The sequence below is a fragment of the Proteus faecis genome, assembly GCF_030286765.1.
Lineage (GTDB): Bacteria > Pseudomonadota > Gammaproteobacteria > Enterobacterales > Enterobacteriaceae > Proteus > Proteus faecis.
Window position 1 is genome coordinate 41,453 of sequence record NZ_JASVWV010000008.1, and the last position, 17,017, is coordinate 58,469.

A 17,017-nucleotide genomic window follows, 5' to 3' on the forward strand; every position below is an offset into this window, starting at 1 on the left:
AAAATTAAACAGTTAAATTGAAATTTAAAACCATAATATCCTATTTAAAAAAATAATTAAATTTACATTAAAAATAAAATTAGTATTTTTAAATTATTTTATGTATAAATATAGCCATAACATTATATATATTTTTATAGGTTACTATTTAGTTTCAATCGATTATTAATTAATAAAAGACCTTATAATATAAAAATATTATTATAAATATAATCTAAAATTTCATAATTAATTTCTTGATATTGAAAATAAAGGCTAGTTATATGAATGAATTAAAACCAACATGGCAGTTATTCGAAGATCTTGTGTGCCGTATTCTAAAAGCTAATAACTTTAAAATCGAAAAAAATGACCTTAGAGGGGACAAAGGGTTTGACCTATTAGCAAATTTAAATGATGAAAACTGGGCTATTGAAGTCAAGTATTACCGCACAGCACGAGCTCAAGCCTCTCTTATAGATGCAGCTGCCACTAGAGTAGTAAACAATGGCATAGAAGTTGGAATTTCCAAAGGAATGTTAATCGTTTCTTGCATTCTCTCCCCCGAATTACGAGAAGCTCTCGAAAATAAATTTAGTATCACTTTTGTTGATCAAACTGACTTAAGAATCTGGTGTAATTTATGTCCAGAACTAGCTGAAGAGCTGGATATACTATTAGAAACTAACTTAAATGACACTCTTCCTGCGTACTATTCCTATAAAACAAACAATCCTATTAGAGATAATACTCTTATTCGTGTTTCACTCCCTGACAGCAAAGGTACAGAACTATGTGATAAGCTACAGAACATCAAAAAAGGAAAAATATCATGGAGACAATATGAAAAAGTATGTGAAGAAATTCTCAAGTATTTATTCCCTAACGATCTTCAAGGCTGGCACTCACAAAAAAGAACTGATGATGGTTTAAATCGTTATGATTACATATGTCGCATAAGACCAACAACTGAGTTTTGGAAGTTTGTCATTGATCATCTTAACAGCCGTTATGTACTTTTCGAGTTTAAAAATTATCTAGGGAAAATTAAGCAAGGGCAGATACTCACAACTGAAAAATATCTTTTGGAAAAAGGTCTCAGACGTATGGCAATTATTATGACAAGAACTGGTGCAGAAAAAAACTCAATAGCTATGACGCAGGGTGCTATGAGAGAGCATGGCAAATTAATAATTATCATAAATGACGAAAAAATATGCAAAATGCTTCATATGAAAGAAAGAGGGGAGGATCCAACAGACTATCTTTTTGAAATTGTAGATAATTTTTTATTATCACTTCCTAGATAATTTATAAAAAATCAAACATCAATATATTATTTAATATACTAATAAATATGAATTTATAAAATAAGAAAGTCCATTTAATCACACTCAAATTTAATAAAATTATAAAAGTAATGGGAAAATAAAATATACAAGATAAATTCAAATCTTATTAATAATTTTAAGTTTGAAAAAGATGATAATCTTCAACATTCTAATTTTATAAAAACCAACTTCTACATATTAAAAAATAGACATAATAAGATCATTAAATTAAAGGAATCAAAAATGAAAATAGAAAAAATCAATATTAGAAACTGGCGTTCCATCAAAGATCAAGAAATCCATGCTCAAGATTTAATGGTTATAATTGGCCAAAACAATCATGGAAAATCAAATGTTTTATCTTCAATATTATTTTTCTTTGGAGAAGTAAAACATCAAGATTTAGATTTCCATAAAGAGGAAACAGTATTATTTGTTGAATTACAATTTAGTGATCTCAATGATGTAGATAAGGGTACATTTAAAAAATATTTAACCTCTGAAGAAAAAATTATCGTAAGAAAAACAGCTTATCTAGGTGGTAGCTTTGAATATCGAGGTTATATTGAAAATCCAGAACAAGAATGGTTACAAGAGACAAATGCTAGCGCGTATACAAGCAGAGAACTGGCAAGTAGCCTTCCGCTTTATTCCTTTGTTCCACAAAATGGTAGAATTACTAAGCAAATTATAATAGATGCACAAATTGAATATATTAAACAAAATAAAAATTCCATAGATTTTAGATTTGAACTAGAGTCGACAAATTTTTTAGGTCTCAAATCGGTTGCAACTGGAATATTCGGCGAAATTTACTTTATTCCTGCAATAAAAGAAGCATCTGATGATTTTACTTCAAAAGAGTCTAGTACCTTTGGAAAAATTTACTCTGATATTGTTAATTCAATGTCTGAAAATAATAGAGAATGGAAAGTCATAAAAGAAAACCTTGGAAATTTATTTTCAACGTTGAATAAAAGAGATAAAAATGGGAATGAAAATCTTAATAGACCTAAACAACTTTCTGATTTTGAAAATGAATTAGCACTAGAATTAGTTTCGTGGGGAACAAGAATTGATATTGAAATTAGTCCACCAGATATTGAAAGTGTTTTTAAAACTAATACTCAAGTGTGGGTAAATGATGGTGTAAAAACAGATATAAAACGCAAAGGGCATGGGTTACAAAGAGCTTTAATAATTGCACTAATACAATTAATTGCAAAAAAAACAGCTATATCAGTTGAAAATCAAGTAAATGAAAGTGTTAGAAGCGTTTCAAACTCTAGATATTTCATTTTTGAAGAGCCTGAATTATATCTTCATCCTCAAGCACAACGTGCATTATTTGACTCATTTATAAATTTATCAGAATCTGGGAACCAAGTAATACTCTGTACTCATTCAAGTGGCCTTATTGATGTTGAACGTTACAAATCTATTTATATTGCAACTAAGGAAAATGATTCAGACGAAACCACAATAAAACAATGTATTGATGAACTTTTTGAAGGTGATGCAAAAAGAGATTTTAATTTGTCATATTGGATAAATCCAGATAGAGGAGAGCTTTTTTTCGCTAAAAAAGTTATCCTCCTTGAAGGTGCAACTGAAAAAATTATTTTTCCATTACTTGCTAAAAAACTTAATTTATTCCGATACGATTATACACTAATAGATTGTGGTTCTAAGGATAATATTCCTTTATATATTAGACTATTAAATAAATTTAAAATCCCCTATATAGCCATTTATGACAAAGACCATCAAGCTTGGAAAAAAGCAGATGCTATAACCTCAGCTAACACCTCCACAAAAAAAATTGAAGAAGCAATTAATGCTAAAATTGGCTCATCTATTATGCTAATAAATGATATTGAAGAAGAATTAGGGTTACCAAAAGGTGGAAGCAGTAAACCATATGTTGCATTAAATCATATCAATTCAGATGATTTTTTAATGACAGACGAAATAAAAAATAAAATTCAAACTATTTTTAGCTAATTATTTTTTATAAAAACAAACTCAATAAAAAATATTTACCAATCAAGAGCAGGCATAATGTCTGCTTATCACTTTAATCTATCATATGAAAGATTGTTAGATAAAGATAAGATTAATACTATATAACTAAAACACTAATCATCATGATAAAATAATTTAGATTCAGATAAAAACTCTCCAACAAAAAATTATTTTCACTGAAATAAATTATAGCTATTTCTCTACAAACTGACAGTCTTGCTCTGCTTTCCCTTAGTCTTTCTAACACACTGAACAAGTTAATTTCATTAAATTTTAATGGAATCATAGTCAATATTTTTCTTTTTCTTTTTCTTTTTCTTTTTCTTTTTCTTTTTCTTTTTCTTTTTCTTTTTCTTTTTCTTTTTCTTTTTAGAAATTTATTTATATAACAAAACAAACATCCTTAATATAAATATTTTAATTTTTTGATTCCGCGCACTGATTAATTAATCAAGCATAAGCTATTCTAAACTCTTCACTGTATGCTTTGAAAGTTAAAATATCTATTTTTTCAGCTTTCGCCATCTAAATAATGATATGAATGAAAATCATGCCAGAATACCAAGTTTCTAATCAGGCTAAATTTATTATATCTAGAGATAGAACACGACTAAGCTAAACAGCTTACTTTTCTTGAAGAATGAGCAAGTATATTAATCAATGAATACAAATCATGAGAGAAATACTATTTACTCTATTTTAATTAGTCAAGTCACATTGATAAAAAATAAAACCATTTATTTTTAAGCTTTAATAATTTGTATTTTTACATGTTCCATAGTAAATTTTCATATTATTTATGATGTAATATGGTTTAATTACAATTAAGTATATAATTAAACACTTTAGTGTATAAGCAATTATAAATATTAGGTGAAGTAGAATGCTTAAAATAGAAGATATCTTTGGAGTTAGTGGAAAGCAAGTTGGAAGCTACATTGAGCGTGACCATGTTGATGCAAAGCTAATAGATGCATTAAGAACAGAGAAGCAAATTATAGTTTATGGAGCATCTAAACAAGGTAAGACAGCCTTAGTTAAAAAATATATTACTTATGACGATCATATTTTGATTAGCTTATCCCCTACACACACTTTAAAAGATATATATCAATCAATACTTCGAAAATGTAACGTTGTACTCAAAACTTCTTATACAGAAGGTACTGGAGAAAAAAATAAAGCAACTGGTAAAGCATCAATTCAAGGAGCTGTAGCACTAATTGCTAAAGCAAACGTATCTTTCACAATACAAGATGAAAAAAACACAAGCAATATAGAACACTACGATGAAATTGAATTCAATTTAGATCTGCCTGATGATGTTGCGTATTTGATTAATCATGTTGGTAGCAAGAAAATCATAATACTTGAAAATTTTCACTATCTTCCTGAGGAAATACAAAGAGCATTTGCTTTTGATCTCCGTACATTTCATGATCTGAAAGTACGATTTATTATATTGGGAGTATGGAAAGAAGCTAATCGGCTTACCCAATTCAACGGAGAATTACAAGATAGAATTAGTGAAATACCTGTTGAACCTTGGCTAGAGACCGATTTTAGGAGTATAGCAAAAAAAGGTGGGGATCTTTTAAATATAGACATTACACCTGTGATTATTGAAAAATGTATCTCCAACTCATTCGGAAGTGTAGGAGTTTTTCAAGAATTATTAAAGGAATCATGTATTGCGGATGGTATTCTCACAAAACAAGAAACAACAAAACACTTCATTAATATAGATGCAGTTAATACTGCAATAGCGATGAAAACGAATGAATATTCTGGACGTCATTTACGAAACTTAGAAACTATGGCTGTTGCAAATAGTGCATCTATAACTAAAGACAATCCTTTACCATATTTCCTAAATTATTATATTGTAATGCACATTCTTTCCCTAGGATATCATGGGGTAAATGGTGGAATTAGCAAAGAAAACATCCTTCATGCATTAAAACAAGTACATCATAGAAAAGATGAACTAAAAGGACATCAATTAGTTACTGCTTTGAAGAAGCTTACTGGGTTGCAGGCTAGTAAAGGAATAACTCCTCCTGTAATTGCGTATGATTCAAATTCTCGACAACTAAAGATTGTAGATTCCACTTTTTACTTCTTTTTAAAAAATTCTGATTTAGAGGAAGTTAAATCAGAGATACCTTGTCCAATGGATGGGCTAGATGTATAACGTCAAGTTTAGTTCTTAGCTTACTTTGATTGAGGGTATCAAACTAAATTATTGCCCTCATCTACTATCCACTTTCCAATAATTTTCCCACTCATAATTACACTGGTATCTAAGTATATAAAAACTATGGTAGGTATAGGGTTACATTTGTATTTCTTCATTCAAGATCTTATAAACCGTAGAACGAGCCACTTTCATTTCTTTTGCTATTGCGGTTCCTCCCCACCCACTTCGTTTTAGCTCAATAATTCTTTCGCGATCCACTGAACGCTTACGTCCAAATTTGACTCCTTTGAGCAAAGCTTCTTGCCTGCCCTCATTTGTTCGTTCCAAAATTCTTTGTCTTTCTGCTTCTGCCACTGCGGATAAAATGGTGACCACCATTTTCCCCATTGTTCCTTCTGTGCTTATACCATCATCCAAAAATCGAACAGCTACACCCATTGAGTCAAATTCTTTTATCAACTGAATCATATCCGCGGTATCTCGTCCGAGGCGGTCGAGTTTTTTCACAAGAATAATATCACCGCATTCAACTTTAATTTTGAGTAACTGCAATCCATCACGATTAATGTGACTCCCTGATCCTTTATCGCTAAATAAACGGTGCTTTGCCACCCCAGCATCAATTAACTCTTTCTTTTGAATATCGAGAGATTGTTGGCTAGTAGATACCCTTGCATAACCAAATAGGCGCAAAATATGTCTCCTAAGTCATTATCAGACAACAAGTGTCTATTAATTGAAAATATCGAATTAATAGACACTCTTTTTATATTATTTTTAAGTGTCCGAAATATTATAATATAAAAGACATACTATGAATTACTAACATTTGACAATATAACCTATAGGTTATAAAATAAATTATAACTTGGAGGTTATAATGTCTTATGTGGGAAATACTAACGAGAGATTTGTTTGATTTTTGGTTTGAAAAACAAGATGAAGAGACACAAATTGAAGTATTGGCGGTGTTAATGATTTTGCGTGAGGATGGCCCTAATCTTGGTCGCCCTCAAGTTGATACACTAAAAGGCTCAAAATATCCGAATATGAAGGAACTGAGAATTCAGGTTGGTGGTCATCCGATTAGAGCGTGTTTTGCATTTGATCCCATTCGCCGTGGTATTGTGCTATGTGCTGGTGATAAAAAAGGGAAAGATGAAGCTCGTTTCTATAAAAAATTAATCAAAATAGCCGACGCTGAATATACTGCGCATCTATTAGAGCAGGAGAAATAACATGTCCACTTTAGATAAACTACTTGCAAAACAATCACCCGAAGCACTAGCAAAAATTGAAGCCCGAGCAGAAGAAATTCGCCGTGAAATAACGTTGGCTAAAATTCGTGAGGAACTGAATCTTTCTCAAAAGGAGCTGGCTCAATCACTAGGCGTTTCACAACCCTCTATTGCCAAGCTTGAAAATGTTGATAACGATCCTAAGCTTTCAACACTAAAACGCTACATTAAAGCTTTAGGTGGTGAACTTTCTATTGATGTGACATTACCGAACGGTAAGCGCATTGGGCTACATCTTTAACGACATATTTAATTGATATAAAGAACTACGTAGAATATATCACAATATTTTTCACCTAGATGAGTCGGGAAATAAATGTTATTCAACTTCTAGACTACATGATGGTCTTGGTGTGATAGCGGGCTCGCTTCTTAGCTTTCTGGAATCGCTGAAGCAATTCATTCTTTTGAGCTTTGATAGCACCATAGTCAACATTTTCGTTTTTCTTTTTAGATATTTGTTTGTATAACAAAACAAGCCTCCTCATGAACATTTAAATTTTTTAATTCAGCGTTTCTATTAATTAATGGGGAAATAGAAAAATGATGGTTTCTATCTTGCCAAAAGATAAGTCTATAAATAACACACCTTTAATTATTATAAATAATATACATAAACCAATTAAAACATAAAGATACCAACAACAAACCCATTCATTACATATAAATTCCACATCGAAAACAATAATAAAAAACCTAAAAATAAGAAAAATTGAAAATATATAACAATAATAAATTTATTTTTAAATAATTAATTAAACCGTTTTCTTTAAAATACTGTTTATCATCACCACTTCTTTTTCCCACATGTTGACACTGTCAACACTCCTCCCTTATCTCGACCTAAAATAGGCTTCCCTAAGCTCAGCCATAACACCCGATACATACTCCCTTCTTGCACGTTTAATCACTCTTTTTTCTGCCACTAACACGGTTTCAGGTGACTTTGGCTGTAGTTTTTCCAATGGCTTATCGGTCGCGCTGTTGCTCAAATTAAATCGACCTTCTCGAACACGTTTGAGGTTAGCTAACAGGTACGCAGTGGGATTTCTGACTGTTGTTTTTTTCATTCTATCGGCTAAATCATCAAGGAGCCGTTGCCCTAATCCATCAGGTAATGCCTTGAGTTGTCTCTCTAGCATCATTTTATCCTCTGGGTTGAGTCGTTCAGTGATTTGAGTTGACCAAGATAGTATTGAGTTTGTTGCTGTATACGTATCTTTTACACTCTGTGTAAAACTACGTACGTAACGGTTCGATTTTCGAACTGGGTCGCAATCCCTTGATTTACGGCTTAGTTCGAAAATCGAACTCGGTATTTGAGTGGTGTTTTTATTACCCAGCTCGGTTTCCGAACTAGGAGTTTTTGAACTAAGTTCGATTTTAGAAGAGGCTGTTTTCTTCTGCTTTTCCGTCACCATTTGTTGTGGTGTTTGTGGTGATGATAAACGCGCTTCAATAAGAACGACACGAGCATGTCGGTGACGCATTCGTTTCTCGGTTTTGATACTTTGTAAAACAGCAATTGCTGTTAAGCGTACTGTTTTATTGCTGTGGCTACATGCTTGGGCCACCGTATCAAGCCAACTTGGATCAAAGTATTCACACTCAAACACACCCAATGGCTCATCATGCTGAGCATAAATATTACCTCGAATACGTCCTGATTTATCTCTGACTCTTTTGCATAAACTTAGCCAGCCAGTTAATCGCAACATCAACAACGCTCTACTGATTGTTTCTCGGGATGCTTTATCAGAATGAGGCAATGCAAGCTGGCTTTGTAACTCATCATAGGTTGGGAAAATAGCGCCCTCATGTTGTTGAGCATAAAGTCTGATCATGACCCAAGCCATTTTATCTAATGGCGATAATCGGCTATCTAAAAATAGCCGACGAGGAATAGCATCATGCACATTGCCTAAAAACAGCAATCCACTTTGCTCATTACTCATATCACCAGATTGCCCCTTTTGCTCAATCCGAGCCTGCATCTTTGCTAGTGTTTGTTGAATAATATTATCGACCGGCATAGTTGCCATTAAATAGCACTCCACTCTTTAGTTAATGACCAGACGACAGCAAGCGGAATTTTTTGTTGCTCAGCAATATCCATCATCACATCTAAAGCCTCTAATGAATCAATATTATGAATTTCTGCTATTTTCCATTGTTGCCATATCAATAATTCCTGCTCTTCAGTTGGATTGATATTGCGTCCCTGTTTAGCGACAATGCCTACCAATCGACGTCGAGAACTCACCTCAATCGCAGTAAGCCCAAAAAAGTGCTGCATTAACTCTATAGAACCCTGCAATGCTAATGCTCGATTAATATATTTGATCCGTTTTTGCTCTTGACGAGCTTGTTTCAACATTGTGTTAAGATTGCAATGATTGATATTTAACGTCAAAAATGGCACCGGTGTATTCACCAGATAATAGAGATCTTCTACCGTCAATTTATCGAGCGCTTGTATCTCATCCAGTGTTAATCCCATTGATTCAATGTGACGAATTTTTCCTGCTTTTAGTTTCATCACGATTTCCGTTAATAGTGCATTCATTGCGTTATTCCTCCATAAATCATCGCAATATTGGCAGTCCAAACAACTAAACATAACAACACAACCAGCCTTGAGACTATTTGTTGATTCATTCATTTATCTCAGCATAATTTTGTCGTTGTAATTCGCGTAATCGTCGAATAATCCTGATTAATCGCAGAAATTTCATCGTGTAAGCATCATCAAACAACGGCTCACCAAGTGAGTTCTCATTTCCTATTAATGCGTCCATAAATGGCGCTAAAGTTGCGTTTGATTCATCACCACTTAAAGCAGTAAAAAGTCCATTTTGAGCATTGTGTGAAAGCGAAAATCCTGCACTTAAGGCTGACTTATTTTCTTGAATGGTAGATTCAACACCCATCACTTCAGCAAGTTCAAACGCTAAACGAAAAGCAATATCTTGAAGATGTTCAATATCATCGTGTAATGCAGAGATATGCCAAACATCTGTGACAGACTCTAATTCGTTTACAACTGACATAACTTGAGATTGAGACTCTTGTTTTATCTTTCGTTTTTTAGCTTTCGATTTTTCAGGTTGCTTAATAGGCGAGTTTTCTTGGCGATCATCATCCTTAATTGACGAGGTTATAATCTCCGAAGAGGAGTTCTGAGTTTTATGCGATAGCTCAATCAACCAATTATCATAAGTAATCGAAGGATCAGGAATAGTCTCCAATAATGAGGTAATCAAATCATCTTTTAGGAGTTCTATTGAGTAATATTCAGCATTATCAAAAGAGTGACAAACTTGCCCAAAAACATCATTAAAGCTTTGTTCTGGTGATATTTTTGTCTTTTGAATAAAGGTGTTCCATGCTTTTTCAGCTAAGTTGCGTAAAGCTATTAACTGCGTAATTTGTGGCCTTCCCATTCCTGAATTCAGTAAATTGGGGATCCAAGGATAAAGATACTCAATTGTTGCAAACATTCGACTGATATTGGAGTGATGAACCGGATATCCCGTATTTTTGAGAAGTTCTGATAGCTCCCGCTGACTCACTTCACGACCTAACTGCTCCTCATAAATTGTATGTGTTTTCTTTATGCCAAATGCTTTATCAATAAATGATAACTCTCCACGAATATCATTTTCAGCAAGGTGCCCAATCATGCATTGCAATCGACCTGGCCACGGTTTCACAATACATTGAAGTGAATGAAAACGTTCATCCCCAGTTTCAGCATAGAGTTCTGTTAAAATGGCATAACGTGTATTGCCCCCATCACTAAAAATATAAATATCGTCGGTACAATCAGGATTTTTGGTGACTTTAGGAACAGAATCTAAACCACGAGCACGAATTGAGGCTTTAATATCATCATATTTAGGATTACGTGAAGTGCGTGGATTATCTGGGTTAGGACGAAGTTGCTCTAAGGTCAACATCATCGGTATTTCACTTACCGTTAATACACTTTTTGATGCCAACTGTTTCGGTGCTCTACCCCGTTGAAGCATTTTTTCATCTAAAGAAATTACTTTTTCAGCTTGCATCATGCCCACTCAATCTATCTTCAAAACGTGTGATGTTTGCCTGATATTGCACTTTTACCGTACCGATAGGGCCATTACGTTGTTTCCCTAAAATAATTTCAGCGATCCCTTTTTCTGTGCTATCAGGGTGATAAATTTCATCTCGATAAATAAACATGATCAAATCAGCATCTTGTTCTAATGCGCCTGAATCCCGTAAATCACCATTGTTAGGGCGTTTATCTACCCGACTTTCTAATGAGCGATTCAGTTGAGAAAGGGCAACAACAGGGCATCCCATTTCTTTGGCTAATGCTTTCAAAGAACGAGAAATTTCGGCGATTTCTTGAGTACGATTTTCTTGATTTGGGCACCGCATAAGCTGTAAATAATCGATTAAAATAAGTGAGGGATAACCATATTTACGAATGTTTTTTCTGACTCTAGAGCGCAATATTGTTGGTGTCATATAGCTTGAATCATCAATAATTAATCGCCCTTTCCATTGTTCGAGTAATACATTCATTGCGTTACTGGTTCTTGCCCAATCTTCATCTTGCATATTGCCATTACGCAAATGTTGTAAAGGTATTCGTCCTAGCATTGATGTAAAGCGCATTAATAACTGCGTGGTTGGCATTTCTAAACTATAAACTTGTACAGTTTTCTCAGCACATTCATTCAATGCACTCTCACAGAAAGTGAGCCCTAATGCGGTTTTTCCCATTGATGGACGACCTGCCAATAAAATTAAGTCGCCTGGTTGGAAACCACAGGTCATGTCATTTAATTCCTCAAATCCCGTAGGTGTTCCAGTGATCAGGTTTTCATGACTACAACGTTGCTCTAGTTCATTGAGAAAGGTTTCAATTGATGAAGGGAGGTCTACATTGCCATCTAAACATTGCTGTTCAGTAATATTAAAAATTCGTTGTTCTGCTTGTTCTAATAGTCCAGATAAATCACTACTCACATCACTCGCTTGAGTGACAAGCTCATGTCCTAATGCCAGCAATTGACGCTTTTGGCTGTAATTCGCGACATGTTCTGCATATGCCAAAATATTGGCTGAGCTGGGTGTATTTTTAGAAAGCTCCGCAAGATAACCAAAACCGCCACACTGGTTTAAAATAGATTGTTGTTCCATTGATTCAGTTAATGTAATCAAATCAACAGGTTGATTTTGTTGAAATAATGACTGTATTGCAGAGAAAATAATTTTATGAGGACGAGAGTAAAAATAGTCCGCAGAAATAATCGATGAAATATCATCCCAACGTTCATTATCAAGAATGAGTCCACCTAATATAGCTTGCTCAGCATTTATAGAATGGGGAGGTAATGTCTGTTTTTGATTACTCATTATTATCTCCCATTACATTGAATATATGTGATGCATTAAATAAATCATTACCTCGACACAGGGAGTTCGGCATCTTCAGTATTACGCAATAAAATTTCACAATGCATTCCCCTTTGGTTGGTGTTTCAAAACCAAATCGAAATGCGCTTTCCATTGAGGGAATAATTCACAAGCTAAGTTATGCATTGTTTGTGCAGCAGGTAAACTTTTGCGATCTGTTTGATACTCTAGACGATGTGCTGGTTGCCCTTTGCTATGACCTAATTTGTAAATATCAAGATCATAAACTCGGGTTTGCAATAGTGAGATCGGTGGGATTTTTTCTTTACTGTATGAGTTGTTATGAATAATCGCAGTTAGTGCCTTAAGGGCTTTTCTTGCCAAGACTGTATAATCCATACAATTAATCAGAATTTTCATCGGTGGCAATTCAATACCAAAACCTTGATACGGTAACAGTTCTTCCATTAGTGTTACCGTCCCCCGCAAAAACTCTCGAACATCGGGTAGCACAGGCTTAACCATCGCAACAGCAATATGGTTAGTTGCGAGTAGCACCAATTCCAACATAATAGAACGAGCACCTTGTGAATCGATGATAACCACATCATAAGCAGTAAAAAGTGGGTGTTGTAATAGATTACGCAGACGAATTCGACCATCAGGGGCATGCATCATGGCCGTTTTTAATTGTTCGTGAGGATCATTAGAGATAATAAGATCGAGATTACGAATACAAGTATGAGAAATTAATCGTTCTGGATGATTAAGATCGACTGTTTGCATCAGTAGTTCATAGAGACCACAAGGCGCTTCATAAAGTAATGAGTAATAACTAGAAGTAGTTGGCTGTGCGTAATCCGCATCAATAAGCAGTGTTTTTAACCCTGCATCAGCACATATTCCTGCAAGATTTGCAGAATGAGTGGATTTACCTTCCCCACCTTTTGTAGAAATAACTGAAATTACACGCATATAAGTCACCTGATAAAATATTATCAGTGACAGATACCAAATATATTTTTCTCATAACTGCTTGAAAATCCCCGTGTCCTTGGTTCGATTCCGAGTTCGGGCACCATCTTTCATTTGTTCGTCAGTGAGTTAAATCACTGAGAGGGCAAAAAAGCTAAGATAAGACACAAATTTAACGTAAGTTATCTGTTGTTAAAATTTATTAAAAGCTTTGAATAAACAGTCTTGTTCATACCAAGGCTGTTTTTTTTATTTGTAACTACGTCTTTGCAACCACAAATTGAAGAGCTTTCGCTTCCGTTGTTGTAACTGTACTACCTAATATTTCAGCAGTTTTTTTCAAGTGTCATTTCCTGCTCTGTTAAAAATATATCAAGCGGAATACCTGTCAAATTCTCCCATGCTATCAATATTCCAAGTGCTGGATCTTGCACCTCTGAGTGTGTTCCTTTTACTGCTTTCGTTAGGACTGCATTGATTTCTTGTATACTGCCATCATTTTGAGTATTTGAGATCGCTAGTGATGAAACTTGCCCATAATCAGCCATACATGTTGGCAGATCTTGAGGCTTGAAGAAGTTATTCTCAACACAACTCATTCTTCTAAATAAAACAAACCATGAGAACCTTCCAGCTCCGCATAGATTATCATAGCCTCTTCTCCTTCAGCGATGTACTCCACATCAATTGGCTCAGGCGGAAAATCAGGATCAGTATAATTACCGTCCAAAAAGGTTTTATATTGCTCCAGAATATAAAGTAACTGATCAATGGTTAACAAAACTCGCTGTTCTTGCACATACTCACAGGCGATGAATACCATATTTTTTGTCACCATCACCCAATGGGCATTACCCATACCAAAAAAACCATCGGGTGCCCTACTAGAAGGTAAGTTAGTTAGGTTGTTGATCCAAATATCTACAGATTTCAAACCGGTAGGCAAGTCTGCTGATAACCATGAAGCTATCTCGCAAATGCCATATCCTTGCTTTGGTTTAAATCTCATATTTTCACTTGGCTCACGGCCTGAAGGGTAATAACGACTATCATCAGGAGACCAACAATAATATATTTTTTTATTAATCATTTTTTAGAACCTTGATATACCGGCCAAGCAGTTGCTCCTGTTCCATCTAGTTTTCCATAGTAACCTTCTACTTTTACACCACTTTGAGAAGCTTCTGACCATTTTTCAGGCTTCCCTTCTTTTTGGGGTTAAATTTTTAAATACACTTTCAAGTTCGATCCCTACATGTTTGTGTCCCAAACATCAGCCGGGCTGGTCCCCGCTCCTTGATAATCCGCTACCTGCTCTGGCGTCAGCTACCTCATCGCTTCTGTATCACCATTTCTGGTGGCAATCCCTGCATCCATGGCTTCCTGAATCTGTGCTGCCGTTAAACCAAAGTTTACGCCTAATTGCATAAGCCCATTTCGGCAGGTTGCATTTTTCATGCATGATTCATAGCCTTTTTCCAAACCTTTAATGATTGGCTTGGCAGACATAAGATTATTCTCAACAACAACACTTTCCGACACAACGTCCATTGTTGTATCCGGTTTTTCCCTGTGCTTTCCTGCACTTATAAGTGGTTTTGACTGGTGTTTCCTGATGCTGTCAACTTTTTGCCCCGACGTACCTTTTTCCGTCGTGCACGCTACCGCTCGGTGAAGATCACCAGACACAGCAATAGGTTAATCAGACGGTATATCCATTTTTCATTATTTTATTGTATCAACCACGCTCAACTGTACCAACAGACCGCTGTGCAGAGCCTGAGCTCCATCACAACCGGATAAGGCAGATGAAGAGAAGGGATTCAGAGAGATATCTTTGGCAGGATGGGAATAAAAATGCTGGAAGGATGACTCTCTATCACTGAAGAGACCTGTCACGACCGAAGATAACTACAGACTATCCGGCTCCGCAAACAACCCAGAGATATCTCTGGCGCCGTGAATAACCCGCTCTATACGCACTTCAGTAACTGAAGCTAAGATTTGAAGCAATTAAACAGATGGATGAAGAAGAACTTAAATCTGTCACATCCATACTGGATGCCCTGACTTAAAAACATCAGACCCGTAAAATACTCGGTTAAAGTGTCTGACAGTTAAAAATACTGTAACACCAGACAGCTAAAAAATAACCCTGTGTGATTAACACAGGGTTAGTAGTATTTTATTTTAGAAATAAAACACAGTACTATCATGTAACTACAACTATTATGTAATAATCTAATTCAACAAGTCATCACGCTATCACTACGGTTAAATAGCCTCCAGCAATTCAACATAATGCAGGGGGATTATGCGCAGTTGATACTCCCCAACCACGCACAATCAGCATTATGTCTTGCGCCCTTTGGTGATGAGGCTTTTACCGGATTATTGATTATCCGGTTGCCTGAAGCAGTGGATATGCATTAGCTATTATAGGTTTTAGAGACAAATAGAACCTAAAATCTATTTTTTTGATAGAACGTCAAAGATGGTCCGTAATCAGATTCTGAGCTATGAAGCTCAACTACAAATTCTTTTGTTGGAAATGCTTTTTTGAGCGACATTTCCCAAGAACACTGCATTACTTTGCATAACTGCAAAAAAACCGAATCCGATGTACCGTCTAAATTACCAGTGAACAGGTCATATAAGTGCACATGATTTAGTATTTTTTCTATTGCATCTCTATCCGTGCCAAATTGTTCTTTCCACTCATTAAAATTATTTTCTTCATACCTATCACTTAATAATATACAACCATCAATATCAATAAACTCAGGTATCAATAATTTTACACTACAAAGTATATCTTCTGGATGGCAGCAATCACTAATATAGTCATTGACTGTCATATCACTCGGAGAACTCCAATTACTTTTCCATAATTCATAACGAGTTAAATCATGTGGTTCTGGAATTAACGTGATTTTTTTCATGGTATTTCATCCTCACGCACTGGTCTGGGCAACGCTTTAGTCGATGGAGATTGAACTCTTACTTGCCCATTAGGTAATACATTACGCCCATATTCTATAACATGGGGAGTTGCTATGCCTCCGTGAGCAGCTCCAGTAACATCAACTCTCTTTAAAATCATACCATTAGAATCATAGGTCGCATAACTTGTAATATTCCCTTGGTTATCCGCTCGATAGACTATACCGTTTTTAGGTCCATTCTCAATTTGGAATCTTCCACTTACTTGTTGAGCTCTCTCTAATGGACCACCTGCAAGGTTAGCCGCATTTCGAGGTGGTCGTTGATGATTACTACCTGTATTTTGTGGTGGCTGAGAACTACTTTCTAAGTCTTTTTGTTTACCTGCCCCAGTATTTACCTCTACACCATGATCTGGTTTCCATGCTCCACTTGATGATTGCGATGTAGGACTTGAAGGCAATTTTGTTGGTATGGCATCACTCGCATCTTTTATGAGCTTATTCGCCCCCTCAAGATCGCCGGCTTTTAACAGTAATTTAGCTTCTTTCAGTGGCTTCGTGAATACCTTGGCAAAAGGCAATGTGCCCGCAGCAGCTAATGTGTAATCAATCCAGTCATCTGCTTCAGCAAAACTTTTAAAATCACCGACCACTGGCACAAAATCAATACCTAAAGAAGCGACTTCTCTGAAGAATTTATCGCGATCTTCTGCCATTTTAGCTGAGCAGGCACCTGCGCTCATTCTTGCACAGTTTTCCTTTTTATAGCGCTCAATCTCTGCATTAACACGCTCTTCAGCAACCTGTTGAGGTGTTCATTGATAACATCACTCAGTGAGTTATTCTCAACAATAA

16 protein-coding genes and 1 pseudogene are annotated in these 17,017 nt (G+C 35.2%); 6 read left to right on the forward strand and 11 right to left on the reverse strand.

Annotation, left to right across the window (positions count from 1 at the left end; all coding sequences use genetic code 11):
* The first annotated feature begins 263 nt into the window (after nt 1-263).
* From QSH13_RS11545 to QSH13_RS11555, 3 genes are all read left to right on the forward strand, one after another.
* Nucleotides 264-1,289 carry a restriction endonuclease gene (locus tag QSH13_RS11545; protein WP_286039178.1) on the forward strand — a complete coding sequence of 342 codons (1,026 nt, stop codon included), beginning with the start codon at nt 264-266 and terminating at the stop codon, nt 1,287-1,289.
* Nucleotides 1,290-1,553: 264 nt separating this feature from the next.
* Nucleotides 1,554-3,314 carry an ATP-dependent nuclease gene (locus QSH13_RS11550; RefSeq protein WP_286039177.1) on the forward strand — a complete coding sequence of 587 codons (1,761 nt, stop codon included), beginning with the start codon at nt 1,554-1,556 and terminating at the stop codon, nt 3,312-3,314.
* Between the two features lie 904 nt (nt 3,315-4,218).
* On the forward strand, nt 4,219-5,529 hold the full coding sequence (locus QSH13_RS11555; RefSeq protein ID WP_286039176.1) for a hypothetical protein: 1,311 nt from the start codon (nt 4,219-4,221) through the stop codon (nt 5,527-5,529).
* A 141-nt stretch (nt 5,530-5,670) separates the two neighbouring features.
* Here QSH13_RS11555 and QSH13_RS11560 read toward each other — a convergent pair whose 3' ends face one another.
* Nucleotides 5,671-6,228, reverse strand: a complete 558-nt coding sequence (locus tag QSH13_RS11560; RefSeq protein WP_286039174.1) for a recombinase family protein — start codon at nt 6,226-6,228, stop codon at nt 5,671-5,673.
* Nucleotides 6,229-6,422: 194 nt separating this feature from the next.
* Here QSH13_RS11560 and QSH13_RS11565 point away from each other — a divergent pair, with 194 nt between their 5' ends.
* Entirely contained in the window at nt 6,423-6,773 is a 351-nt protein-coding gene (locus tag QSH13_RS11565) for a type II toxin-antitoxin system RelE/ParE family toxin (RefSeq protein ID WP_286039173.1), read from the forward strand.
* A 1-nt stretch (nt 6,774) separates the two neighbouring features.
* Nucleotides 6,775-7,074, forward strand: a complete 300-nt coding sequence (locus QSH13_RS11570) for a helix-turn-helix domain-containing protein (protein ID WP_286039172.1) — start codon at nt 6,775-6,777, stop codon at nt 7,072-7,074.
* Between the two features lie 592 nt (nt 7,075-7,666).
* Here QSH13_RS11570 and QSH13_RS11575 read toward each other — a convergent pair.
* The 8 genes from QSH13_RS11575 to QSH13_RS11610 form a co-directional block, all read right to left on the reverse strand.
* On the reverse strand, nt 7,667-8,875 hold the full coding sequence (locus QSH13_RS11575) for an STY4528 family pathogenicity island replication protein (RefSeq protein WP_286039171.1): 1,209 nt from the start codon (nt 8,873-8,875) through the stop codon (nt 7,667-7,669).
* Entirely contained in the window at nt 8,875-9,399 is a 525-nt protein-coding gene (locus QSH13_RS11580) for a DUF2857 domain-containing protein (protein ID WP_286039170.1), read from the reverse strand. The genes QSH13_RS11575 and QSH13_RS11580 overlap by 1 nt, the downstream gene beginning before the upstream one ends.
* 88 nt (nt 9,400-9,487) lie before the next feature.
* A complete protein-coding gene (locus tag QSH13_RS11585) occupies nt 9,488-10,900 on the reverse strand; it encodes a ParB family protein (protein WP_286039216.1) in 1,413 nt (470 codons plus the stop codon).
* Complete coding sequence (gene dnaB-PI / locus QSH13_RS11590; RefSeq protein ID WP_286039169.1) at nt 10,890-12,242, reverse strand: SPI-7-type island replicative DNA helicase; 1,353 nt, start codon at nt 12,240-12,242, stop codon at nt 10,890-10,892. Before dnaB-PI ends, QSH13_RS11585 begins: the two co-directional genes overlap by 11 nt.
* 96 nt (nt 12,243-12,338) lie before the next feature.
* A complete protein-coding gene (locus QSH13_RS11595) occupies nt 12,339-13,217 on the reverse strand; it encodes a ParA family protein (RefSeq protein ID WP_286039168.1) in 879 nt (292 codons plus the stop codon).
* A gap of 326 nt (nt 13,218-13,543) precedes the next feature.
* Complete coding sequence (locus QSH13_RS11600) at nt 13,544-13,765, reverse strand: hypothetical protein (RefSeq protein ID WP_286039167.1); 222 nt, start codon at nt 13,763-13,765, stop codon at nt 13,544-13,546.
* Nucleotides 13,766-13,812: 47 nt separating this feature from the next.
* Nucleotides 13,813-14,307 carry a hypothetical protein gene (locus QSH13_RS11605; RefSeq protein WP_109396353.1) on the reverse strand — a complete coding sequence of 165 codons (495 nt, stop codon included), beginning with the start codon at nt 14,305-14,307 and terminating at the stop codon, nt 13,813-13,815.
* A gap of 236 nt (nt 14,308-14,543) precedes the next feature.
* A complete protein-coding gene (locus tag QSH13_RS11610) occupies nt 14,544-14,768 on the reverse strand; it encodes a hypothetical protein (protein WP_162556481.1) in 225 nt (74 codons plus the stop codon).
* 440 nt (nt 14,769-15,208) lie between these two features.
* Here QSH13_RS11610 and QSH13_RS18560 point away from each other — a divergent pair.
* Nucleotides 15,209-15,292: pseudogene (locus QSH13_RS18560) on the forward strand (helix-turn-helix domain-containing protein); the annotation flags it as partial.
* Nucleotides 15,293-15,679: 387 nt separating this feature from the next.
* Here the strand turns inward: QSH13_RS18560 and QSH13_RS11615 are convergent.
* Together QSH13_RS11615 and QSH13_RS11620 are read right to left on the reverse strand one after the other, a co-directional pair.
* Nucleotides 15,680-16,159: a hypothetical protein gene (locus tag QSH13_RS11615; protein ID WP_042844886.1), complete on the reverse strand. Its 480-nt coding sequence runs from the start codon at nt 16,157-16,159 to the stop codon at nt 15,680-15,682.
* On the reverse strand, nt 16,156-16,905 hold the full coding sequence (locus QSH13_RS11620) for a polymorphic toxin type 24 domain-containing protein (protein ID WP_109396355.1): 750 nt from the start codon (nt 16,903-16,905) through the stop codon (nt 16,156-16,158). The genes QSH13_RS11615 and QSH13_RS11620 overlap by 4 nt, the downstream gene beginning before the upstream one ends.
* Nucleotides 16,906-17,017: the final 112 nt, after the last annotated feature.